Below are 21,535 nucleotides of genomic sequence, written 5' to 3'. Positions count from 1 at the left end.
CTTTCATTCGCTGAGCAGTAGGCAGGTGTCCCACTGCGTAACCGGCGGTGTGTTCGTACGGGTGGCGCGCTGAGCCAGGATGGCCCCCGTGGCGCCGGTCAACAGCCCGCGGCTGCTCGGAGGCTGGCGTGCCAGGTGGGCGGTCAGGCCGTTGAGCAGGCGTGGGAGCGTGGCGGCGAGCTGGTCGTTGTGGCGGCTGGCGCGCCAGGCAGTGTGCACAACCCCGGCCCAGCCATGGCACAGCGACACGTCACCGAGCTGGGCGAGCTGCTGCTCGTCGGTCAGGCACCAAGACAGGATGTCCTCGGCAAGTCGCCACCGAGTGCGGTCGCGGAGTGCGAGGCCGGCGACTTGTTGCGCGCGAGCGATGCCGGGGGTGCCGTAGCACCAGCTCGGGCGCGACGGGCCAGGCCGTTCGACGATGCCGCGTGCGTGGTCGGCGTGGGTGATGGCCTCGGGCCACCAGGCCCGCGGGGGCGTGCCGCAGCGCCAGCGGTCCAGCCACTGGCAGATCCGGTTGATGGCTGCGGTCTGCCCGGATACGACGATGCCGCGGCGCAACGCCAGCGATAGCAGCGCCAGCGGTCCGCAGATGCCGTGGGCCATGCCGAGGTTGCCGTGGCCGTTCTGCCAGGCGGGGCCAGCGCCGGTGGGGCCGTCGGTCGCCCACCAGCCGGGGTGTCCGTCCTGGTGGGGCTGGGTCAGGCACACCAGGTAGCGCAGTACCTCACGCAGCAGCTCGTCGTTGGCTCCGCGGCGCAGAAGGTAGGCGCCGAGCCCGGTCAGGCCGCCGATGAGGTCGAACTCGCGCTTGTCCGCCAACTCGCCGCGGGCCATGCGCTGGTAGGCGGTCTCCAACCGGCACCGGGTGATCTTCTCGACATGTTCATCGAGCGCAGCCAGTGCTCGGTGCTGGTCGGTGGCGGCAAGGGTGAATGCGACCGCAGGCGCGCCGTCGAACAGGCTCGCCTCCTCGGGGTGGGCCAGTACCGGTTCGGCTACCAGGTTGGCCAGCCAGTGGCGGGCATCCTGGCCCCGTTCCAGGGCCAGCAGCGCTTGCCCGGCCGGGCCATTGGCCAATGACTGCGCGACCAGGGAGCGTGTGGTCACGACTGACCCCCGAAGGTGGTGCGCCAGGTGGCGGCGGCTTGGCGTGCCAGCCGCAGGCAGACGGCTTCGCGGTCCCGGTTGACGCCGAGGGCGCGGTTGTGGTGCATGTGTAACAGCGCGTGGAGGCAGCCATCGAGGTCGGCGTCGGCGGGTAACGCATGCCGGTATCGGTGCACAGCCTCGGCGCGGGCGTGCAGGGCCGCGCCGACCTCGGCTGGTTCCACGACGTCCGGCCATGCCCGGGTACGGACCAGGTGGGTCACGTGGGCGACGTCAGCGCGATCGGGCACCGCCGGGGGCGCCTGCCGAGCCAGCCAGTCGGCGGCGCGCTGCTGGCCGCCAAGGAAGGCGGTGGCGAGATCGAACAGCGACAGACCTGTGGCCGCGACCGGGGACGGCCTGTCGGCGGCCGGCCCGGTCAGGCGGGCGAGGACGTAGCGGGAGTCGGTGGCGAACACGGCCTCGGCCTCGGCGATGGCGCGGTAGCGTCCGATCTCCGGGTAGTAGGTGTCGAAGGCCCATCTGCTGAGCAGACCGTCGGTGCGCAACCGGTCAGCCCATGCGGTCACCGCGGTCAGGATCTTGTCGGCGTCGCCGGTGGTGCGCACGCGCAGCCGCAGGTGGTCGGGCTCGTCGCCCTCGCGGGCTTGCGGGTAGCGCACGAACCACCAGTCTCGCTCGCCCAGGTCGGCTAGCAGGTCCGGCAGGTGGTGCACCAGCAGAGGATCCATCCGGTACTCGGCCAGGTACAGCTTCGCGTAGAGCCAGGCCGACCGGGGCGAGGCGGGCGGATGACCGTGTGCGCTACCCAGAACGGGAAGGAACTCCACTGGCGGAGAAGGCTCGGGTGCCCGTCGGGAGACCAACGGCAGCACGACGAGATGGGAACGGCCGTCAAGCCAGCCGTCGGCATCCGGCTGGGGCGCCTCGACCAGAACCGCCTCGTCGTGCTGGTGCAGGTGGTGGTAGACCACCTCCCTGTGCGCGGGCACCGTCAGATCCAGCGGCAACTGCTGATCGAAGTCGCGCAGCTCAACCCGGTGGGGGCAACGCCACGTCGCGCGCCACCGTGCCAGCGCGTCATCCCAGCCAGCCGGGTCGCCGGGCAGGGCTTCCCGGGCGAGCCTCCAGCGGGCCGGAGACAGGATGGCGCGCCGGTAGCGCAGCCGCGGCCGAAACGGCAACTCCGCGGCGGTCGGTCCCCAGTCGAAGCCAATCCAGCCGGTGTCCAGCGCCCGGGACAGTTCCCCGAGCAGCCGCGCCAGCGGCGGCTGCTGCTTCACCGCGAGCGCATGCAGCACCATCGGCTCGATCACCCGGCGACGGGACAGACTGACCAGGTGCAGGCGTCGCCGACTTGCGGTGACGGCGAGGTCGTCTACCCCGATCACGCCCTCGTGGTCCGGGCGGTACTCGCCGACCGAGACGACGTCCGGCGTGTACCGCGGCAGGCGGGCGACGTTCTCCGCGCTCGGATACGGCGGCGTGAACGACATCTGCGTGACGATTGCGCCCTCCGTGGTGGACGGCAGGGAGGAGAACACCGCCGCCAGCCCGGCCTCGGGCACCAGGATGCTCAACCGCGCCGACAGCGTGCCTGCGGCCCGGCCCGGCGCCACGGTGAACCGGTACTCGCCGCGTTCCAGGTCGGCCACGCTGACAGCGTGGATCCGCGCTCCCAGGTCGATGTGTGGTGGTACCGCGTCCGGATCACCTCCGGCGGCGGCGAGGGCGTCCACCGCGGCTTCGTCGAGTTCGATCTCGCGCTCGCCCTGGGCGATTGCCTCCGTGATCCAGGACAACAGCAGGCGATCGCGCTCGGAGAAGACGTGCCGCCCGCTCGCCGCCGGACTACTCGGGTAGTCGCGCGGCCACCCCAGTCCCGCCGCCGAATCCACGACTGCGCGGACGGGGACGAGGGTTCCGGTGCCGTACCGGTCGCAGAACGCGGTGAAGTAGTCCCGAAAAGCCCGGCTTCCGGTGTGCTCCCGCACCAGACGCGCCAGCACCCCCGCGGTGTGTTCGATCTCCCGCACCACGCGGTGCGGCAGGCGGACGTCGGCATCGAGCCGAAGATCGAGCGACAACGGCCCGCGGGGCGCGGGAACGAGCGCGTGCATCCGCTCGGCCAGCTGCGCTCGTGCCTGCTCGTGAGGTTCCTGGTTGAGTATGTCGAGCGTGCGGCGGATCTCTATTACCTCCGCCGCGAACGCCGCGACCGGCACCTCGTCAAAGTCGAGTGCTTGCAAGGAATCGGCAAGGTACCCCAGCGGGTCGCTGACCGCGCCCGGCGCTCGCAGGCTGGTCACCAGAAAACGGCGCTCCACCAAGGACAACAGCATCGCGGTAGGGTCACCGGCCCCCGGGTACTCGGCCACCAGCGCCTCAACCAACACCTGGAAGTGGACCGGGGTGGCCGCGAGGCGGCGCACGGAGGCGACTGCAGGGGTGTTTCGGATGCTCACCACTTCCGCTTCGGCGAGCGCGAGTCGGTCGCCGCACTCTTCGACGGCGTCGTGGAACACCACCTTCAGCCGTGCCAGGAGTTGCGGGCACGCCTCCAGCCGCTGGATCACTTGCCGCAGCCAGCGGCTGTCAGGGCGGGCCACTGCGCGATGCCGGTCGCCGACACGCACCTCCGTGTCGTCGCCGATCGTGACCGGAGCGACTCCGGCAAACAGACCGAACGGGGTCGAGCGGCCGAACCGCAGGACATACCGCAGCAGCGCCTCCGTCGTACGCCGTACCTCCCGCGCCGAGCGCCGACGTCCCCGCAGAATCTCCAGGACACCAGAAGCGAGCACCGGGCTCGCATGGGTCACAGCCGCCGCAACCCTCGGCCAGACCTCATCGAGCCACGCCCGGCAATCGAGTTCGTGAGACAGCACCGGCCACCGCGACGGAGCGAGGCGCTGCGACGACGCGCGCAGCAACCCGGTACCGCAATAGCGGTAGTCCACCGTGGGCATCGCCCGCACCTCCAGTATCAATCACGAAATCCATCAGTGGCAGCGGGCGGGCCAGGTATCGGGAACTCCGGCCCGCCCGCTGGAATCATTTCTGCGAGTGACAAGCCGAGATCTCGCAGGTCGAGCCGCACCCGTCGTCGGTCTGGCAGGCCATCGCCTCCGGCCGGACCCGGTCGGTTTCCACCTGCACGTCCAACTCGAACACCGCCGGTACTTCGATCAGAGCCGCGGTCACCGAAATCACCCCCCTTCCCTTTCCTGTCATGAATGATTCTCAATTCGCATTCCGTGGAACGCGAAGACTGCGTTAGTCGGCAGGTTTCCTCGGAGCGACGCTGTCGTCGAGGAAAAGTCCATGTTTGCGAAGAATCGCCTGGCACGCTTCGCAGCGTTCCTTGCCCTCCGGGACCTCGATCACGGTCGCAGGCGCACCGCACACCGCCCACCGGATCCGCAAGCCGCGAAACAACAACGGCGGAGCATAAGAAGACTCGACCGCGTGAAGCGAAGCAGTGAAATACCCGGGATACCAATGGATCGTGCCACCTGGCTCGTCCTGTCCGCTGTCGCCATTCCGGGGTGAGCGCGGTGGCGGCTCCCATGCTTGCAGCCTCGCCAGCACACGCTCCAGGGTTTCGATGTCGACCGGACGAAACTGGCCGGGATCCGGGCGGGGGCCGCCCCCTTTCTCGGGCGCGAGTACCGGCGCAGTCATTTCCGAGCCCGTTCACGTTGCTGCGCATCGGTGCCGAACGGACTGGGACGGTCGAAAAGGAGATACCCAATCCGGATCACGAACACCAGCGCGCACAGAATGACCAATATCCACTCCCACATGGTGGACTCCTTCAGTCGATGGCAGAGGTCCGTCGAGACGGAACTCGATCGCACATTTCTCTGAATGCTGTGCTGCCGTTCAGAAGTCAGGCGCGCCAGTTCCGCGCGGCCTGCGTCGGTCAGCTCGACACGAACGCTGGTGCGGCCATTCGGGACGTGCCGCGGCGCCACCGACAGCAAGCCGTTGTTGATGAGGCCATGCGAGGTCGGGTTGAGGTAGGACGGCAACGCACGGCCCTCGTCCACCACGAGATCGCCGTGCAGCGACAGGCCGCCACGATCCGCGCGGCAGAGAACCTGCCAGCGGGCGATGTCGGACTCGGCAAGATCACGCAGGAGTCCGGCATGCTGGCCGCCCGGGTTCTGCGCAGGCAACGAACCGCGAAGCGGCATCACGCTAGTCCTCCGATCGCTCGGCAAGTCTCCGTGCATTGCGGACACCGGCGGGCAGTACCGGACGACGCTTCGCCGTCTGCGATCCACGCGTCGCAGACGGCCATCAGAACCGAGCCGTCGAAGGAGGTGATCGGCCGCGGCTGGCCGTCGCATGTCTCGCGCGGATGTGCGAGGTGGTCGTAGTGGCCGTCGGGCGCCCACGTTGTTGGTTGGATGAGAACCTGCATTCCTCAGCGCCCCGGGTCCGTGACACCGAGGGGCCACGCGGCGGGCGGGGTAGACCGCGCGGCCCCCGGGCGTGGGCCGACGGCAGTCTGGGGGTATGCCTGCCGCGCGCTCGCCCACGCCTGCGAAGACGCACGGCGGCGAGGAGCGCTCCCGCCAGGCAGGTGATCAATCCTGCTCGCGCCGTGCGCTGCTGGTGCCACGCCTGCACACGTCGTTGTGCGCCACCAGCGGTGGTCAGGGTTGTCGTAGCGTGGCCGCTGCCGTTCGTGGCCGAACCGGTCAGCCATGACGAGGCTGCTCACCGAGTCGGTCCGGGGCGGAGTCGCCGGGAGTACCGCGCCCGGATCAGCGGCTGGTACGCGGCGAGGCCGGAGGCACACGCGCACCGGCCCCGCCGCGGGCACAACCTGTCCAGCCCGCTCGGGGTTCCGCCCACCGGACGAGGCGTGCCGCCCCGCGGACGAAGAGCTCGCCAGGGAGCCATGAACGCCATTCAGGAGCCTCCGCACGAAGCCAGGCGAACGGTGCCGTGCTGTGCGAGAACCGCGCGGCCCGCGCCCCGGCCACTGCTCGCGGCAGGCGCGATCTCGCTGTGCCACGCACCCGGGACACATGGGCAGCGGGGGGCACACCATCGGCGCTGGGAAGATCAACCGGTCGCACAGGGCGCGGAAGCCCTCGGCATCGGCCGAAGAGAGTGCCCGCCCCATGTCATCGTCGTAAACAAGGTGATCCAGCCCGTCGTCCTGGCAGGTCACCCAGATGGCGTGCTGTCCGAGCGGACCCGGACGAAGGTCGCCGGCCGGGCCTTCGTCTCTCCGGTCGCTTCCCCGCATGGTGCCCTCCCGTCCGTGTTCGTTCGTGTTCGTGCCGTTGATGACCATCGGGTGAAGGAGGGGCGCATTCGTAGGCCAAACCGGGGCCAGTACCGGCCAGTTCGGGGACACCAACCCGCGCCTGATCGCGTTTGGCAAGCTCCTTACCGAGCTACGCCGCCAACGCGGCCTTGGCCTGCATCAACTGTCCGAACGCTCCGGTTTGTCCATACGGGCCATCAGCTACCTCGAAGGAGGATTGCGCGAACCGCTGATGTTGACGGTGGTTGACCTGGCGCATGGTCTGGACGTCGAGCCAGGTGAGCTGCTGAATCCGTTGATGGAGCTGCCACGCGAGTAGAACCGTTCACATACGCAACTCGTCGTCAGCACCATGTTCAGGCGACCAGTACGTTCGCCCGTTATCCCGTGTCCTTGGAGCTGCCTCGGGCCAAACAAGGGCCACTTGGGGCCAGATCGAGGCCACTGGCGCTTGTTGCGCACGTGAGCGATGGTTGCTGGCTACGGTGACTGGCAGGAGGCACGGGAATGGTCGACAGAGCACCACGCACGCGGCTGGAGCAACTGCTGTTCGCGCGTCATCTTTCGCTGGGTGACTTCGTGCGTGAGTTTCCCGAGCGTGCCAAGGGCGCTGGGATCCATGCGCATACGTCGGAGCGAACGGCGAAGCGATGGCTTCGGGGCGATCCGAGTGTCCCGCGGGCGGAATCCTGCCGTGTGCTGGAGAGCTGGTTCGGCGAACCCGTGGAGGAGCTGCTAGGTCTGCCGAAGGCCGAGGTCGCTTCGCGCCGCAAGTCCCCCCGGAGTGAACAGGAACTGATCGTGAACGCCGCTCGCCAGTCCGCCGAGCACGCCATCGAGTCGTCCTCCGCCATCGACCCAACCGCGCTGGAGCACCTGCACGCGGCGGCCGGGCGTGCCGCCCGCGCGTACTACGTCACCCCGCCCCTGGAGATGCTGACCGAGCTGGTGCAACTGCGCGACACCGTCTACGACCAGCTCGACCGGACCCATAAGCCGCGCCAGCAGGCCGAGCTGTACTTGCTCGCAGGCCAGGTGTGCGGGCTGCTCTCGTCGGTCTCCTGGGATCTCGGGAATGCCGACGTAGCTGAGGAACAGGCGCGTGCTGCCCATACCTATGGCAACGTCATCGATCACCCCTCACTGCAGGCATGGGCACGCGCGTTGCAGGTCACTGTCGCGTTGTGGCGCCGCCCGCGCCGTGCGGTGTCCATCGCCGCGAGCGCGTTGGACACCGCACCGGCCGGGACGGCCAGCGTTCGCCTACACAGCGTGCATGCCCGCGCGCTCGCCCTGATCGGTGCTCGCGACGAGGCCCAGGCCGAACTCGACTCCGCGGCGACCGAACTTGACCGGGCAGGCGAGGACAGCTTCCTGGATGAGATCGGCGGCGAGCTGGCCTTCGACCGCTCGCGTGCGGCGTTGTGCGGTGGCGCGGTCTTCGTCGCGCTCGGCGATGGCCAGCGTGCCGAGTCCGAAGCCAGCCGCGCACTCGCGCTGTTCGATCAGATGCCGGAGGCGCAGCGGTGGGGTGCGGGTGCGCTGGGCGCTCGTGTTGACCTGGCTACGGCCAGGACATTGCACGGCGACCTGGCGGGTGCACAAGAAGCGCTGGGGCCGGTGTTCGAACTCGACCCTGCTCGCCGGACCGAGGCGATCGCGCAGCGGCTGCATGGTCTGGGCCGCCTGCTCGGGACCACCCGCTACCGGGGTGCGGTCGAGGCAGGGCCCATCGGTGAGGCGATCGAGGACTTCACAGCCGCCAGCCTTGCCCGGGTAGCGGCCCGCCCAGCCCTGTCGTCCGGAAACTAGCCGGGCCAGCAGGCTTATACGCCGCCGCAATGATCGAGTTCCCGCGCGTCCCAGGTGCCCAGGATCGCGCGTTCCTTGTCCGGCGCGATCCCTTGCTCGCTGGCGCGTTCGTGCGCGACGGCGTCTTCGCCGCCATGCAGCCACGCCCAGGTGTCGATCGCAGTGTCGACGAGCGGCCTGGTGATCAGGCCAGCGTCACGCGCCTTGGCGGAGTCGACGGCCCAGGCGCCACGATAGGTCCGCCACAACGGCAGTTCGGTCCACTGCGCGACCCCCTGGGCGACGAGCCATTCCTCATCGGTGATCCAGGTGAAGGTCGCGTCCGAACCGGTCACCTGCTGGCATGCCTTGAGGAAGTCGCTCATCGTCTCGCGTCCGCTAGCCGTCACATTGAACCTGCCGACCGGCCCGTCGCTGGTGGCGGTGTGCAGCGCGAACGTGGACACGTCGCGGACATCGACGGGCTGGATGCGCCTGTGCGGCTGGCCGGGCGCGAGAACCCGGCCTCCGCGTGCGACGCGGTGAAGCCACCAGGGCAGACGGCCGACGTACTCGTAACGGCCGAGGATGACGCCAGGTCGCAGCAATACGGCGCGGTCGTGGCCGAACACCTCGGTGATGGCGCGTTCGCACCCAGCCTTGGTGAAGCCGTAGATCGATGGGCCGGGGTTGCCTTCGAAGCCGAAGTCGGGGCCGGCGTCGCTTGGGCAGTCGAGCACGCTCGACTCTTCGGTGAGCGGTTCGACCGGCCACTCCTCGTACACCGACACGGTGGAGACCAGCACGTACCGGCCGACGACCGGTTCGAGAGCTTTCGCCACCGCGAGCGTCTCGCGCGGGACGAAGCTGCTGGTGTCCACCACGGCGTCCCACGGACCGCCAGCGACAAGCCGGGCGAGATCGTCGGGATTCGTGCGGTCGCCCCGAATCGTGGTAACGCCGGGAACGTCGTGACCGGTCTGGCCGCGCCGGAAGGTGGTGACCTCCCAGCCGCGGGCGAGGGCTTCTTCCACTACGGCGCGGCCGAGGAACCACGAGCCGCCGAGCACCAGCAATCGAGCCATACCGCCATCCTGGCGAATGCCTCGTCCGGTGCGCCATGCGCCCCGGCGACTCCCACCTCACCACCTCCTTGCGACGAGTTGCTGATCGGAGATGACCCGCAGTATCCGTCCTGGACGGCAAGCGGAGCAGGGTATGACTTCACTGCTCGCCGCTTCACGGTGGGTGAGGCCGGTTCGACACAAGCGTGCAGAGCTGGTAGGACGTGCCCCAGACGGGTGACGGCGCGAGCCGCGGTCATCCGATTGGGGACGCTTCGTGTTCGTGTCAAGGGGGTGTCATCGTGCGGAGCACGACATCGAAGTCAGGGTCCGTGTGACGTGGAGCGACGTGCGATTTCGGTGGGGCCGGTTGACTCCCGAAGGCAACGACGAGCGAGGTACGCGAGATGAGTGACGGTCGACGCTCTGCCTTGCCGACCGCGGAGTTGACGACGGCGGTCTGTGCGCATGCAGTGATCGCTCGTCTGCTCGGCGAAGAGTTCCTGCTGACGTTGCGGCATCGCGAGCAGCGGTGGCACATGCTGCCTGGCGGTGCGATCCATTCCGGGGAGACCGTCTGCGGTGGCCTGCGCGCACGCCTCCGTGAACTGCTGGGTGCCGAGGTAGGTGACCTCGCCTTCCACACAGCGATCGAGGACGAACCGCGGCCCGAGGGGAACCACGTCAACCTGGTGTTCGACACCTCGCTGGTCGGTGCCGACGACGTCGAGGTCGTCAGCCGCAACGATCAATGGGAAGCCGTGTGGATCCGGTGGGATGATATCCGGGCCACCGACCTCTACCCGCCACTCGTGCGGCGACGGCTTCCGGTGGGCACGCTCCGTGATGAAGCGTGGTGGGCGACCGAGCTCAGGTCGGCGTCCGAGGATGGCGAAGGCTGACATCCACGCTGCTAGCGCACTCGCGCCGAGATCAACTACTTAGCGTTAACGGGACATCATTTGTTGGCTTCGTCTGTAAGATTTGAACACACAAGATGATGATGTGGGTTTGTGACCGACGCAGGTTGCGTGGATGGCTCACCTGTCTTTGCAGCACGTTAAGGGGAACGTGCAATGCGACCAGGCGGGAGAGTTGCCAGGCACCAATGACCTTGGTGTTCGACGCGGTCACCGCGGTCCCGTTGGCGGCTTGAAATCCGGCGTTGGCGGGCAAGCAGGGGAGGGCTGATGCGCGCTAACGACTGGACGCTGGCGGTCGACACATACAACATAGGTAAGCTGTTCCACAGCAACTGGGATCTGGCGGTGCTCGCACTGCTACGAGACGGCCCGTGCCGCCCACGCGACCTCGCGCGCATGGCAGCCGAATGGCCCTTCCGTGATCGTTGGAACGGCACGAAGGCCACCCTCAACCCAAGCCGGATCACCGAGGCGCTGCGCGTCCTTACCGAGGAGGGCTTGGTCGACAAGACCACCCTCTCCGAGGGCTGGGATCGCTCGGTCGAATACGGGCTGACCGACGCTGGCGCCGAGTTGCTGCCCGTGCTGGAGAGCATGCAGGCGTGGCTGCGCCGCCACGCCGCGCTGTTCGAGAACGCCGACGGGTCCCCGCGACACCGCCGCGCAGGGAAGACTCCTTCCAAGGGACGGCGCCGAGCCTCGGCGTAACGGAACGCTCGCAGGGCTTAGTCCGCTTGCCGGAAAATTGACTGCGCCCTGTGACCGACATTACTCCGAACGGATGGAATTTCCCGTTGACCGGCGCGTCGGTGAACGAGGCGGGGCTGGAAGTTAATCACGAGGCCGCGTACATGTGGGGTAATCGGTTGCAACCGCAGGTCAGGGCGTCGGGAGGTGGGTCATGTTGAGGTTTCCAAGATCGGCGGCGGAACTAGGCGGACGCACGGCTCCGATTCAGAACCCGCTACCCGATTCGGCCCAGCGCGCTCCGGCCCGGCACGGCGAATCTGGCGGCACCGGTCTGTCGGGGGTCGGTGCCACCGATCTTCTTCTTGGCGATCGCTGGCCCGCTTGCGCTCATCCCGGAGGTGCTCGTGGTCTCGATGTCGCCGTGGGCGGTCGAAATGGCACAGCTGATGGCCGGGCCAGTGTTGCTGAGGCCCGCGCCGCTAACGGTTGGCTCGCCGCTGACGGCCCCGGCTTCGTCCGCACCGTGATGTTCGCCGTGGTGTCGACGGCGACCGCGACGCTGTGTTTGGCAGGGTGGTTCCGGTTCGGGACCGCTCCGGTCTTGCTCGCGTGGTGTTGGGCCTGCGCGCTGGGAGGCGGGCTCGCGCTCACCGACTTGCGTTGTCGGCGACTGCCGTTTCCGCTCGTGGCGGCCTTCGCGGGCGGAGGGATGGTGGCCTTGCTCGGCGCCGCGGTGATCGAGGAGCGTTGGTCGCAGCTCGGCTTCGCCTGCGGCGCGGCGGTGGCGGTGTTCGCGCTGGCCGCGCTGGTGCAGGCATGGGCACCTAACCACACGGGGGGCGGGGATACGGCCCTATACGGCGCGCTCGCGTTGTACCTGGGCTGGTTCGGCTTGGACGGGCTGCTGCGGGGGCTCCTGATGGCCAGCGGGCTCACTGCGGTGGTCGCGCTCGTGGTCGCGGTGTGCTCCAGGCGCATGAATTCGCAGTTTCCCGCCGGGCCGTCCCTGCTGGCCGGAGCCTTGGTGGCCATGCTGTTTTCGTAGCTGGCCAACCGCGTGCGGCCGAGGTGGGAAGGTCGGCTTGGACATCAATATCGGATCCGCTGGGGAGGTACTTGTGATGATCGTGAGCATCCGTCGTTGGCCGAAGCCCATCGCGCTGGCGGGCATGGTTCTGGCGCCGATGCTGGTGGCGGGCTGTAGCGGTGCGGATGCTCCGGCACCGACGTCGTCGCCGAACCTGTCGGCTCCATCGCAGGCCCCCTCGGCACCGAGCGCATCCGGGCAGGATCAGCGTCAGGCGGTCGAGGCCGCCTACACCCAGTTTTGGCCTCGGACTATGCATGCCGACGACAAGCCGGAAGACACCTGGCATGACGCGCTGGCCGCGGTTGCGACTGATCCCCAGTTCACGACGACGCTCAATGCGATGCGCTATCAGAAACAAGCTGGCATCAAGATCTACGGCGATGTGACCGCTCGAATCGTGTCAGTCGAAGTCAGCGGCGACACGGCGAAGGTGGTCGACTGCCAGGATGCTTCCCACACCGGTCAGGCAGACGCCAAGACCGGTGACCGCAAAACCGTTGGTGTTCCTAGGAATCCGGTCAACGCATCGTTGAAGCGCGACAGTAGCGACGGCCAATGGAAGGTCGCCGAGGTCTCGTTCCCCGGCGGGACATGCTGACGATGGGACATAGAAGCGAGCTGATCACCTTGTTGGTAGCCGCGTCAGTAGTTGCTGGGTCGATGACGATGTCGCATTCATCAGCGATGGCAGACGATGCGCCGAACGATGACGACGGCCAGGTCATCGTGGTACCGGGCGACACGTCGGGCCGCTACGCGCCGCCCCAAATCGACATGCAGGCCCTGGAGAAGCGGGGGCAGGCTCCGGTCCGGCCCGGCGGCTCGCGGCCGAAGTCCGGTCAGGACGCCCAGATCGGCGTCGGCGGGACCGCGGAGCCCCCGAGCGGCATCCCACCCGGATGTTTCCTCGGTGGGTTCGGCGTTGGCGGTCCACCGGGTGGTGGCCGCCCCGGCGGGAGCGCGTTCGGGATGCGCTGCCTGCCACCTCTCCCCGCCGGGCCAGCGCCAGCGGCGCCGGCCCCTCCGCCACTGCCGACTCCGGCAGAGTTGGCGGCGCAAGCGTTCGAGCAGCTTCGCCTTCCTCTGCCGGTACCGCGGCATTCGCCGGACGTGCGATTGCCGGATGGGGGGGACGCCACGATCGTCGGGGAGAACACCTGGGTGTGGTCCGACCGCGGGGTGTGGAAACCGGCCGTGCAGCGGGTGCAGGTCGGTCCGGTCTGGGCCGAGGTGACCGCCGCCCCGGTGGGCATGACCTTCAACTCCGGCACCGGCGGCTCGATGTCGTGTTCAGGTCCGGGCACGCCGTACGACCGCTCCTACGGATTGCATGCCGCCAGCCCCGATTGTGGGTTCGTCTACACCCGCTCGTCGGTCGGGCGGCCGAATGACCAGGCCACGGCGGAGTGGGCGATCCAGTGGTCGGTGAGTTGGGTCGGCTCGGACGGCACCGCCGAAGTCGGTGGGGACTTTCCGCAGATGAGTTCGCGGGCCACGGCCACGTTCGCGGTCGCCGAGGTGCAGGCACTGCGCGCGAACTAACGAGCAGGACTTTGACAACCGCATTCGGCGAAGTATCGGTTTCTCGCATTCTGCGGAAATAAAGGCAACAACATTTCTGGAATGGGGAGGGAGTTACCCCAGTGGGTACTGCTGTGTCTTTTTCCCGGCCGCCGCAACCGCGCAGCGGCGACTCGGTGGCCGCCGAGCAGGCCGAAGGCGGCGATGGCCCGCGGGTGCCCCGGCGGCGCCGCTGGTGGTTGCTGGGTGTCGCGGTGGTGCTGGCTGCCGTGGTCGCGTACGGCAACTACACGCTGATCGCGGGCCAGGAGGAGCGGGTCGACGTGTTGGTGCTGACCCGGGACGTGGGCTGGGGCCAGCGAATCGGCGAGGGCGATCTCGGGATCGCCAAGGCGGTCCCGGATCAGGCGCTGGCTTCCATCCCCGCCAGTGACCGAGCCGGGGTGGTCGGCCAGGTCACGCGCTCGACACTTCCCGCGGGCACGATGCTCGCCTCCGGCCAGCTGTCCGCCCAACCGGTTCCCGGGCCGGGCGAACGCCTCGTCGGGTTGCCAGTCAAGCCGGGACACCTGCCCGCCCGCGGGTTGGCGCCCGGCGACCTGGTCCAGGTGACCCCAGTTGCGGGCGGCACCGGCACCGGCACGAGCCAAGCCACTGCGAGCACGGCCGGACCGTTCCGAGCGCGGGTGCTCGATGTCGGCCCGCCGGACTCCACCGGCGCGGTCACGGTCGATGTCCTGGTCGGCGCGGACACCGCGCAGGCCGCAAGCAGCGCCGCCGCGGGCCAGGTAGTCCTGGTCCAGCTCGGACCTGGTGCCTAGAAGAGCGACTGCTGTCTGGAAGGGCGGTGAGGGTGTTGGCAATGATCACGATCGTCTCCGGCAAGGGAGCACCCGGCGCGACCACGACCCTGGCCGCGCTAGCGGCCTCTTGGCCCGCGCCGGTGCTGCTGGCCGACTGCGACCCGGCCGGGGGCGACCTGGCCGCGGGCTGGTTGGGCCAGTGGGTCGTGGACGGCACGATCCGCACCGATCTCGGTGTGCTGTCGCATGCCACGGTGACCCGTCACGCGACGGCGGGCGACCCGGCCACCCTGCTCGACCATGTGCAGCAGGTTCCTCCGGCCCGGCATGTTGGCCTGCTGGCCGGGTTGAACGCGCCGAGCCAGCACGCCGCGGTCGGCACCCCGGGGTGGACGCGCTTGACCGCGGCGCTGGCCGCGTTCAAGACCAAGTCCGGGCACCCGGCCGATGCGCTGGTCGACGTCGGCCGCTACAGTGCGCTGACCCCGTGGCCGCTGCTGCTGGCAGCGGACCTGGTGCTGGTGGCGGTACGCCCGACTCAGCGGCACATCCTGGCCGCGCGCCCACTGCTGGCTGAACTCGCCGAGCGGATCGGTCCGCAGCGGCTCGGGTTGGCGGTGTGCGCCTCGACTCCAGCGGGCAGCCGGGAGGTCCGTGCGGCGCTGGGCCGGGAGGCGGGCGTGCACGTTGCTGCGGATGCGCGGGCAGCGGCGGTGTTCTCCGACGGCGCCGACGGGGGCGCGCTTCCGCGCCGGTCGCCGTTGCTGCGCAGCGCGCGCCGCGCGGCCCGCCGTTTGCATGGCACCTACCACCAGTACACCCCGGCGGAACTGCGGGCACCGGCCGCGCCGGTTTCGCCGAGCGTGCTCACGGGAGGTGCTCGATGACGTTGCCGCACAACGGTTACCGCCCCGCCACCGGTCCCACGGCTCTTCCCCGCCCGGCCAACCCGGTACCGCCGTTCGTCCATCCCCCAGGGAGCGGGCCAGCAGCGTCGCCAGCGCCCGCAGCACCGCAGGACGGTGCCGCGGGCGGGTACCTGGACCCGCACACCGTGCGGGAGATCCGGGAGTCGGTCGCGGCCCGGCTGGAACGTGTCGCCGCCGGGGAAACGCATCTGGACTCGCCGCTGTCGGTCGAGGAGCAGCAGGCCCGGATGCGCGCCTACGTGGCCGAGGAAGTCACAGCCTGGGTGCAACGCCGCGCCACCGCGGGCCAGGCACCGCTACCGGTCGACGACGAACGGCGGTTGGTGCGCGCGGTGGTGGCCGCGCTGTCCGGGCTCGGCGCGCTGGAGGAGCTGCTGGAACGCGAGGACGTGGAGAACATCCACGTGCACGGCTGCGATCACGTCATGCTCGAGCTGGCCGACGGCACGATCGAACGGTGGCCGCATCCGGTCGCCGACACCGACGCCGAGCTGATCGAGATGCTCGCGGCGATGTTCGCCCGCCAGGGCCAAACCAGTCGGGAATTCAACGCCGGTCGTCCCCTGGGGAACTTGCGGATTCGTGCTGGTGGCCCGCTCGGGGCGCGGGTGGCGGCGGTGATGGAGGTCAGTGACCGGCCGCGGGTGGCGATTCGCCGCCACCGCCTGGTCGAGGTCGGCCTGGACGACTTGGTCGTGGGCGGCAGCCTCGATCCGTTGCTCGCGTCGTTCCTGCGGGCCGCGGTGCGCGCGGGCTGCAACACGGTCATCTCTGGTGGCCCGGCCGCCGGGAAGACGACCTTGTTGCGTGCGTTGTGCAGCGAGATTCCCGCTGCCGAGCATGTGGTCACGGTCGAGGAGGAGTACGAACTCGGCCTGCACCTCGGCCTCCGTCCGTTGGTGACCCCGCTGGAGGCGCGGCCGGCCAACTCGGAGGGTATCGGCGAGATCACGTTGGACGATCTGCTCAAGCAGACGTTGCGGCACTCGCCGAGCCGCGTGATCGTCGGCGAAGTTCGCGCCGGAGAAGTCACCGCCATGCTCCGCGCGCTCGGGAACGGGGCTACCGGTGGCATGTGCACCCTGCACGCCATTTCCGCGTCGGCGGTGTTCGACCGGATCGCCGCCCTTGGGCAGCTTGCCGATCCACCGCTGTCGATCGAGGCCGCGCACCAGTGGACCGCCTCGGCGATCGACCTCGTCGTACACGTCGCCCGCACCGACCATGGTCACCCGGGCGGGCACCGCCGAGAGCGGTTTGTCTCCGAGGTGATCGAGGTCGGCCCGGTCGGTGATTCCGGCCGACCCGACACCACCCGCATCTTCGGCCCACGCGCCGAGGACGGGCGCGCCGTGCCCGCCTACGCGCCCAGCCGGGACCTGGTGGAGCGGTTGGAGCGCCACGGTTTCGACCGCACCGGGCTCGACACCACCGGTACCTGGCAGGCCGCGGGTGTCCCGGACCGAGGGAGTCTGCGATGACGGCGCTGTGGCCGGGGCTGCTCGGCATTCTTGCCGTGGGGGCACTCGCCTGCGCGGTCGCCGCGTTTCTCCCGCCCGGGAAATCCGCTCGAGGATCCACGCACCGGGCGCTGAACTGGCGGATGGTCGCTGCTGGGCTGCCGCTGCGGCGGGTTCTGGTCGCTGTGGCGGCGGGCGTGGGGGTGTGGTGGGCCACGAACTGGCCGGTCGCAGCGATCCTGGCCGCAGCCGGGGTGATTACGGTGCCGATCCTGGTGCGCGGACACGATGCGCAGCGGCTCATTGCGCGGCTGGATGCGTTGGGGAGTTGGGTGCGGCGCCTGGCCGACGTGCTGGCCTCCGGTGCTGGTGGCTTGGAGCAGGCGATCGCCAGCTCGGCCCGTACCGCCCCCGAGGCGCTGGCTACCGAGGTGGAGACCCTCGCCGTGCGGCTGCGCACTCGCGGCCTGGAACCAGCGCTGCGGGCGTTCGCCGAGGACATCGGTGATGAGGCCGCCGACGAGGTGGTCCTTGCGCTGATCTTGCGCGCCCGTGCGGGCGGACGGGGCCTGGTCGACGTCCTCGACGCCAAGGCCCGCGCGCTGGAGGCCGAGGTGGTGGCGCGCCGGGACATCGAGGCCGACCGTGCGAAACCCCGTACTGATGTGCGCGCGATCCTCGGTATCACCGCGGTCTTGTTGTGCGGGCTGGTGTTGTTCGCGCGCGAGTTCCTCACTCCATTTGATGGCTTGCTGGGTCAAGTGGTGATGGCTGGGGTCGGCGGTCTGCTCGGTGCGGCCGGGTGGTGGATGCACATCCTGACTCGTACTCGCCGTCCGGCTCGGCTGCTCGGCACGGCCTCCCGCACCCCCGTCGGCGCGCCGAAACCGACGCGGCGGCTGGCCGCGGTCTCCCCAGCCGGGGAGGTGGTGTCGCGATGAGTCCCGGTCTCACCGCCGCCGCGTTGGGCGCACTCGCCGGGATCGCGATGGCGTGTGTGATCCTGGCGCTGGTTCGTCCGGCCCCGGTCAACCTGGCCGCTGCGATCGCCGAGCTGGACGACCGCACCGCCCGCCACGCCGAAGGCGCTCCACCGAGAAGCCGGTGGTCGACCAGACTAGAGCGACTCGCCGGCTACTCGGCTCGGTCATCGAGCCGCTGGTGGGGCATCCCCACCGCCGACCTCGACGTCCTCGACCACTCCCGGGAACGCTATGTCGCTCGCCGCCTGACCTGGGCTGCGGGTGCGGCTGCGGGTGTCCTCGTTATGGCGGGGTTGAGCTGGCTCGGCGGCCTCGGCCTTCCCGCCACTGTGGTCGTGCTGGCGGCCGTGCTCGCCGCGGTGGCCGGGTCGGTAGTGCCGGTGCTCGCCGTACGGGAGGACGCCGGAAAGGCGCGGGAGGAGTTCCGGCGGGCCACCGCCGCCTACCTCGATCTGGTCGCCCAGGAACGCGCCACCGGACGCGCCCCGAGCCAAGCCCTCGCCGAAGCCGCCGCCGTCGGCGATTCCTGGGTGTTCGCGCGGATCAGCCGCACGCTCGGCCGGGCCATGCGCGCCGGGCACACTCCGTGGGAAACCTTATCCCGCTTGGGACAGCGGATGGGCGTGGTCGAACTCGCGGACCTGGCCGACATTCTCGCCACCGCCGCCGACGGCGCCGCCATCTACACCACCCTGATCGCCAAAGCCAGTGCGCTGCGCTCCGCCGCTCTGGCCGCTGACAAGGCCGACGCCAACGCCCGCTCCCAACGCCTCGCCCTGCCGGTGGCGCTACTGCTGGTCGCGTTCCTGCTGCTGGCCATATTCCCCGCGCTCATCCACCTGGTGATCGGGGCCACCTAGCCGGAGCCACCGCCAGAAAAGCCATTTTGCGAAGGAGTTGACCTCGGATGTCCAACACCATCCACCACGCCGTCGCCCGCGCGCGCCACCACTACCTGCGCCTGGGACTCGTACTGACGGGGCTGGTGCTCGCCTGCGCAAGCGCCCTCGACAACCGGTGGGCGCGGACCCGCGCCTGTGGGGACCGGGGATCCGAATCGGTGGAGAAGGCCGTGCTGGTGGCCATCGGCCTGGCTGTGGCGGTCGGGCTGGGGTACGCCATCCGTGCCCTGGTCACCTCGCTACAAGGCCAGCTCAAAGCCCCCACACAGCCGTGATCACCCGCGCCCGGCCTCGTAACGGAGTCAACACATCGGAGGAACCAGGATGGCTACGACCCGGGAGATCGAACGTCGTATCGCCGAGGCTGATGCCGCCCGCAGCGCGCAGCGATCCGCTGCGGCCCAACGGATCGGCGAACTCGCCCAGCGCCGGGCCGCGGTCGCGGAGCAACTCCGTGACATCGAGCGGGAACTCGGCGAGGCGCTCGCCGAGGCAAGCGACGTCATCGGCATCGACGAGCTGGCACGGTTCACTGACGTCCCGGCCGCGGATCTCACGCAATGGCTGGGCAGCCGGAAATCCAGCCGCCCCACGCGAAAGAAGCCGAAGCCCACAGGTGGCGTGTCGGGCGCGAAGAACGCCACGAGGCGGAAACCGTCCACAAGAGAAGCCCAAGTGGCCCATTCATCCGCCCTCGCTGGACCTCGCGCGCTCCAGGACGGCACGGTAAACACGCGCGAGCCGGTCACCGCGGAGGTGGGGTGATGCGGCTGCGCGGTCTGGGCGAGGACACCGGGTCGGAATCGGTGGGCTTGGCCGTGCTGTTCCCGATCGTCGCACTGCTGATCTTCTCGGCTGTGCAGGGCGGGTTGTGGTGGTACGCGCACGCCGTCGCCGCCCAGGCAGCGCAGGCCGGAGTCGACGCCGGGCGTCCGGTCGGTGCCGCGACCACCACTGCGACTGAGGCCGCGCGCTCGTTCACCAACCGCGCCGGACGCGGCGTCCTGAGCGCGCCGGAGGTGCAGGCGGCGGTCACCGTGGAAACTGTCCGGGTCACGGTCTCGGGCACCGCGCCTCGCGTGCTCCCGATTCCGGGCTTGGATGTTCGCGTCGAAGTCAGCGCGCAGGCGAGTAAGGAGCGGTTCACCGTGCCGCTGGCCGCCGAAGGTGGTGGCTTGTGAAGTCCCGCCGACGCGATGTCCGGTGGGGCTGGTGGAGTGATGTGGGCTCGGTCAGCGTCGAGGCCGCCGTGCTCGTGCCCGCCGTGGTCTTCGTCGGGCTGCTGATCGTCGCGGGCGCCCGGACCTCGTCGGCCCAGCAGGCGGTCGACAACGCCGCCACCGCCGCGGCGCGAGCCGCCTCGATCGCCCGAGGCCCCGCCGCGGCGCAGCAAGCCGGAGCGGCGGTGGCCCGAGAGCGGTTGGGGCGCGAGGGCATCACTTGCCGCGACTCCAGCGTGTCCGTCGATGCCAGCCAGATCGCTGTCGGCCGTGCCGGTCAGGTCCGGGTCAGCGTGACCTGCCGCGTGCCGCTGAGCGATCTTGCGTTCCCGGTCGCCGGTGACACCCGAGTCACTGGGGCCTTCACCAGCCCAGTCGACCCGTACCGGGGCATCCCATGATCGTCCGAGCAAGGCCGAGGGATGCCGGGTCGGTCAGCGTGATGGTCGCGGTCTTGGTGCCCGCGCTGCTGCTGGTGTTCGCGTTGGTGGTGGACGGTTCCGCGCGGCTGCGGGCCATTGCCCGCGCCGACGCCCTGTCGGCCGAAGCGGCTCGCGCGGCGAACACGGCCGTGGACACCCGCAGCCCGAGCGTCGGGGTCGACACCGCCAGCGCCGCCCGAACCGCGGCCGACTATCTCGCCCGCGCCGGACACCCCGGCCAGGTCACCATCACCGGCCCCCGCGCGGTGCGGGTGACGGTCACCGTCACCGAGCCCACCACCATCGGCTTGCTCGGCGGCAGCGCGCAGGCTACTGGCACCGCGCTGGCCCAGCTCGGTGTCGGCACCCGAGACGGCAACCTGCCATGACCACGCGCGCGGCGCAGCGGCTGCGCGGCCTGCTCGCCGCGCTGGCCCTGCTCGCCTTCGTCGTCGGGATACCGTGCGGGCTCCTTGCGCTCGGCGCCGATTCCTCCCGGCTGATTCCCGACCATTGGCCAGATCTGGCGCCGATGAGCCAGTGGCCCGAGCGGATCTGGAACACCGTGCGGTGGGCGTGGATCACTGGCGACCTCGTCGTCACCCTGGTAGTCGTCGTGGCGTGGTTGGGCTGGGCGCTGCTGGCTCTGTCAGTCGCCGTGGAAGTGATCCGCCAGACCCGGCAGGGAGTCCGGGCCGCCCGCGGTGCGCTGGCCCGGATTCCGCGCAGCCGGTGGATCGCCGGCCTCGTCGCCGCAGCGCTGGTGCTGATCTCCTCGGGCACCGCCTCCGCCCTGCCCACCACCGGCAGCCCTATCGTGGCCACTGCCCCGCAGCAGCCTCCACATCAGACTCACGCCACCGTCGAGGCGCTGTCGGTGCAGATGGACTCGCCGGCACAGCAGAAGCCGAGCCGGACGTGGGTGGACGCGTCCGTACGGCCGGACTGCCCTCGCATCACTGCTCGCCACGGAGACACGGTGTGGGGGCTGGCCGAGTATCACCTCGGCGATGGCCGCCGTTACCACGAGATCGCTGTCCTTAACGCCGATCGCATCCCCAACGCTCCCGAGCTGTATCCCCACGATGTGCTGCTGCTGCCGTCGGATGCGGTGAACTTGCCCGCGGATGCCCCGACAGCCGGGGCGAGTACGCGGGCCGTGTTGGTGGCGCCCGGCGACACGCTCTCCGCCATCGCCGGTCGGGAACTGGGAGATCCCGATGCCTGGCCCGCGCTGTTCGAAGCCAACCGCGGACTCCTACAACCAGACGGGCGCGTCCTGCGCCACCCCGACCAGCTGCTGCCCGGCTGGCAGATCCACCTCCCTGCCGCCGCAGCAC

General features: G+C 69.7%; 23 protein-coding genes. 18 read left to right on the top strand and 5 right to left on the bottom strand.

Annotation, left to right across the window (positions count from 1 at the left end):
* Positions 1–3: 3 nt before the first annotated feature.
* The 4 genes from GKO32_RS24685 to GKO32_RS24670 form a co-directional block, all read right to left on the bottom strand.
* Positions 4–1,110, bottom strand: a complete 1,107-nt coding sequence (locus tag GKO32_RS24685; protein WP_312868497.1) for a lanthionine synthetase C family protein — start codon at positions 1,108–1,110, stop codon at positions 4–6.
* Positions 1,107–4,079, bottom strand: coding sequence for a lantibiotic dehydratase (locus GKO32_RS24680; protein WP_154759291.1), 2,973 nt, complete (start codon positions 4,077–4,079; stop codon positions 1,107–1,109). Before GKO32_RS24680 ends, GKO32_RS24685 begins: the two co-directional genes overlap by 4 nt.
* 85 nt (positions 4,080–4,164) lie before the next feature.
* Positions 4,165–4,314, bottom strand: a complete 150-nt coding sequence (locus GKO32_RS39950) for an FxLD family lanthipeptide (protein WP_166459714.1) — start codon at positions 4,312–4,314, stop codon at positions 4,165–4,167.
* Positions 4,315–4,790: 476 nt separating this feature from the next.
* Positions 4,791–5,312 carry a hypothetical protein gene (locus tag GKO32_RS24670; RefSeq protein ID WP_154759289.1) on the bottom strand — a complete coding sequence of 174 codons (522 nt, stop codon included), beginning with the start codon at positions 5,310–5,312 and terminating at the stop codon, positions 4,791–4,793.
* Between the two features lie 1,185 nt (positions 5,313–6,497).
* On the opposite strand from GKO32_RS24670, the gene GKO32_RS24665 reads away from it, so the two are divergent.
* Together GKO32_RS24665 and GKO32_RS24660 are read left to right on the top strand one after the other, a co-directional pair.
* Positions 6,498–6,716 carry a helix-turn-helix domain-containing protein gene (locus GKO32_RS24665; RefSeq protein ID WP_154759288.1) on the top strand — a complete coding sequence of 73 codons (219 nt, stop codon included), beginning with the start codon at positions 6,498–6,500 and terminating at the stop codon, positions 6,714–6,716.
* Positions 6,717–6,904: 188 nt separating this feature from the next.
* Positions 6,905–8,209 carry an NsdA family TPR-like regulatory protein gene (locus GKO32_RS24660; protein WP_154759287.1) on the top strand — a complete coding sequence of 435 codons (1,305 nt, stop codon included), beginning with the start codon at positions 6,905–6,907 and terminating at the stop codon, positions 8,207–8,209.
* A 14-nt stretch (positions 8,210–8,223) separates the two neighbouring features.
* Here the strand turns inward: GKO32_RS24660 and GKO32_RS24655 are convergent, their stop codons facing one another.
* Positions 8,224–9,273: an NAD-dependent epimerase/dehydratase family protein gene (locus GKO32_RS24655; RefSeq protein ID WP_154759286.1), complete on the bottom strand. Its 1,050-nt coding sequence runs from the start codon at positions 9,271–9,273 to the stop codon at positions 8,224–8,226.
* Positions 9,274–9,659: 386 nt separating this feature from the next.
* On the opposite strand from GKO32_RS24655, the gene GKO32_RS24650 reads away from it, so the two are divergent.
* The 16 genes from GKO32_RS24650 to GKO32_RS24575 all read left to right on the top strand — a co-directional run.
* Positions 9,660–10,154, top strand: a complete 495-nt coding sequence (locus GKO32_RS24650) for an NUDIX hydrolase (RefSeq protein WP_154759285.1) — start codon at positions 9,660–9,662, stop codon at positions 10,152–10,154.
* A gap of 288 nt (positions 10,155–10,442) precedes the next feature.
* The gene (locus GKO32_RS24645; RefSeq protein WP_154759284.1) at positions 10,443–10,883 is read left to right on the top strand and encodes a winged helix-turn-helix transcriptional regulator; all 441 of its coding nucleotides are present in this window, start codon (positions 10,443–10,445) and stop codon (positions 10,881–10,883) included.
* Between the two features lie 508 nt (positions 10,884–11,391).
* Positions 11,392–11,910 carry an A24 family peptidase gene (locus GKO32_RS24640; RefSeq protein WP_376765998.1) on the top strand — a complete coding sequence of 173 codons (519 nt, stop codon included), beginning with the start codon at positions 11,392–11,394 and terminating at the stop codon, positions 11,908–11,910.
* A 76-nt stretch (positions 11,911–11,986) separates the two neighbouring features.
* Complete coding sequence (locus GKO32_RS24635) at positions 11,987–12,553, top strand: hypothetical protein (RefSeq protein ID WP_154759282.1); 567 nt, start codon at positions 11,987–11,989, stop codon at positions 12,551–12,553.
* A gap of 86 nt (positions 12,554–12,639) precedes the next feature.
* Entirely contained in the window at positions 12,640–13,497 is an 858-nt protein-coding gene (locus GKO32_RS24630; RefSeq protein ID WP_246244598.1) for a hypothetical protein, read from the top strand.
* A gap of 101 nt (positions 13,498–13,598) precedes the next feature.
* Positions 13,599–14,297, top strand: a complete 699-nt coding sequence (locus GKO32_RS24625) for an SAF domain-containing protein (protein WP_312868496.1) — start codon at positions 13,599–13,601, stop codon at positions 14,295–14,297.
* A gap of 41 nt (positions 14,298–14,338) precedes the next feature.
* Complete coding sequence (locus tag GKO32_RS24620) at positions 14,339–15,166, top strand: hypothetical protein (protein WP_154759281.1); 828 nt, start codon at positions 14,339–14,341, stop codon at positions 15,164–15,166.
* Entirely contained in the window at positions 15,163–16,689 is a 1,527-nt protein-coding gene (locus GKO32_RS24615) for a TadA family conjugal transfer-associated ATPase (RefSeq protein WP_154759280.1), read from the top strand. The genes GKO32_RS24620 and GKO32_RS24615 overlap by 4 nt, the downstream gene beginning before the upstream one ends.
* Positions 16,686–17,609: a type II secretion system F family protein gene (locus GKO32_RS24610; RefSeq protein WP_154759279.1), complete on the top strand. Its 924-nt coding sequence runs from the start codon at positions 16,686–16,688 to the stop codon at positions 17,607–17,609. The genes GKO32_RS24615 and GKO32_RS24610 overlap by 4 nt, the downstream gene beginning before the upstream one ends.
* Positions 17,606–18,511: a pilus assembly protein TadB gene (locus GKO32_RS24605; protein WP_154759278.1), complete on the top strand. Its 906-nt coding sequence runs from the start codon at positions 17,606–17,608 to the stop codon at positions 18,509–18,511. Before GKO32_RS24610 ends, GKO32_RS24605 begins: the two co-directional genes overlap by 4 nt.
* Before the next feature lie 47 nt (positions 18,512–18,558).
* Positions 18,559–18,828 (top strand): hypothetical protein, encoded by a 270-nt coding sequence (locus tag GKO32_RS24600; RefSeq protein WP_154759277.1) that lies wholly within the window; start codon positions 18,559–18,561, stop codon positions 18,826–18,828.
* A 49-nt stretch (positions 18,829–18,877) separates the two neighbouring features.
* On the top strand, positions 18,878–19,318 hold the full coding sequence (locus GKO32_RS24595) for a hypothetical protein (protein ID WP_154759276.1): 441 nt from the start codon (positions 18,878–18,880) through the stop codon (positions 19,316–19,318).
* Complete coding sequence (locus tag GKO32_RS24590; RefSeq protein WP_154759275.1) at positions 19,318–19,734, top strand: TadE/TadG family type IV pilus assembly protein; 417 nt, start codon at positions 19,318–19,320, stop codon at positions 19,732–19,734. Before GKO32_RS24595 ends, GKO32_RS24590 begins: the two co-directional genes overlap by 1 nt.
* Complete coding sequence (locus tag GKO32_RS24585) at positions 19,731–20,174, top strand: TadE/TadG family type IV pilus assembly protein (RefSeq protein WP_312868495.1); 444 nt, start codon at positions 19,731–19,733, stop codon at positions 20,172–20,174. The genes GKO32_RS24590 and GKO32_RS24585 overlap by 4 nt, the downstream gene beginning before the upstream one ends.
* A complete protein-coding gene (locus GKO32_RS24580) occupies positions 20,171–20,584 on the top strand; it encodes a hypothetical protein (protein ID WP_154759274.1) in 414 nt (137 codons plus the stop codon). The genes GKO32_RS24585 and GKO32_RS24580 overlap by 4 nt, the downstream gene beginning before the upstream one ends.
* Positions 20,581–21,535, top strand: a 955-nt coding sequence (locus GKO32_RS24575) for a LysM peptidoglycan-binding domain-containing protein (protein WP_154759273.1), incomplete at its 3' end; no start/stop codon positions are given. The genes GKO32_RS24580 and GKO32_RS24575, both read left to right, overlap by 4 nt.

This window comes from Amycolatopsis pithecellobii, assembly GCF_009707865.1.
Classification (GTDB): domain Bacteria; phylum Actinomycetota; class Actinomycetes; order Mycobacteriales; family Pseudonocardiaceae; genus Amycolatopsis_E; species Amycolatopsis_E pithecellobii.
This window is presented reverse-complemented; position numbering and strand designations above follow the sequence as displayed.

Bases quoted from the DNA above. Each gene is read 5' to 3' on its own strand.
- GKO32_RS24680 (WP_154759291.1), bottom strand. From the start codon at position 4,079: ATGCCCACGGTGGACTACCGCTATTGCGGTACCGGGTTGCTGCGCGCG.
- GKO32_RS24660 (WP_154759287.1), top strand. From the start codon at position 6,905: ATGGTCGACAGAGCACCACGCACGCGGCTGGAGCAACTGCTGTTCGCG.
- GKO32_RS24655 (WP_154759286.1), bottom strand. From the start codon at position 9,273: ATGGCTCGATTGCTGGTGCTCGGCGGCTCGTGGTTCCTCGGCCGCGCC.
- GKO32_RS24650 (WP_154759285.1), top strand. From the start codon at position 9,660: ATGAGTGACGGTCGACGCTCTGCCTTGCCGACCGCGGAGTTGACGACG.
- GKO32_RS24645 (WP_154759284.1), top strand. From the start codon at position 10,443: ATGCGCGCTAACGACTGGACGCTGGCGGTCGACACATACAACATAGGT.
- GKO32_RS24640 (WP_376765998.1), top strand. From the start codon at position 11,392: ATGTTCGCCGTGGTGTCGACGGCGACCGCGACGCTGTGTTTGGCAGGG.
- GKO32_RS24635 (WP_154759282.1), top strand. From the start codon at position 11,987: ATGATCGTGAGCATCCGTCGTTGGCCGAAGCCCATCGCGCTGGCGGGC.
- GKO32_RS24630 (WP_246244598.1), top strand. From the start codon at position 12,640: ATGGCAGACGATGCGCCGAACGATGACGACGGCCAGGTCATCGTGGTA.
- GKO32_RS24620 (WP_154759281.1), top strand. From the start codon at position 14,339: ATGATCACGATCGTCTCCGGCAAGGGAGCACCCGGCGCGACCACGACC.
- GKO32_RS24615 (WP_154759280.1), top strand. From the start codon at position 15,163: ATGACGTTGCCGCACAACGGTTACCGCCCCGCCACCGGTCCCACGGCT.
- GKO32_RS24610 (WP_154759279.1), top strand. From the start codon at position 16,686: ATGACGGCGCTGTGGCCGGGGCTGCTCGGCATTCTTGCCGTGGGGGCA.
- GKO32_RS24605 (WP_154759278.1), top strand. From the start codon at position 17,606: ATGAGTCCCGGTCTCACCGCCGCCGCGTTGGGCGCACTCGCCGGGATC.
- GKO32_RS24600 (WP_154759277.1), top strand. From the start codon at position 18,559: ATGTCCAACACCATCCACCACGCCGTCGCCCGCGCGCGCCACCACTAC.
- GKO32_RS24595 (WP_154759276.1), top strand. From the start codon at position 18,878: ATGGCTACGACCCGGGAGATCGAACGTCGTATCGCCGAGGCTGATGCC.
- GKO32_RS24590 (WP_154759275.1), top strand. From the start codon at position 19,318: ATGCGGCTGCGCGGTCTGGGCGAGGACACCGGGTCGGAATCGGTGGGC.
- GKO32_RS24580 (WP_154759274.1), top strand. From the start codon at position 20,171: ATGATCGTCCGAGCAAGGCCGAGGGATGCCGGGTCGGTCAGCGTGATG.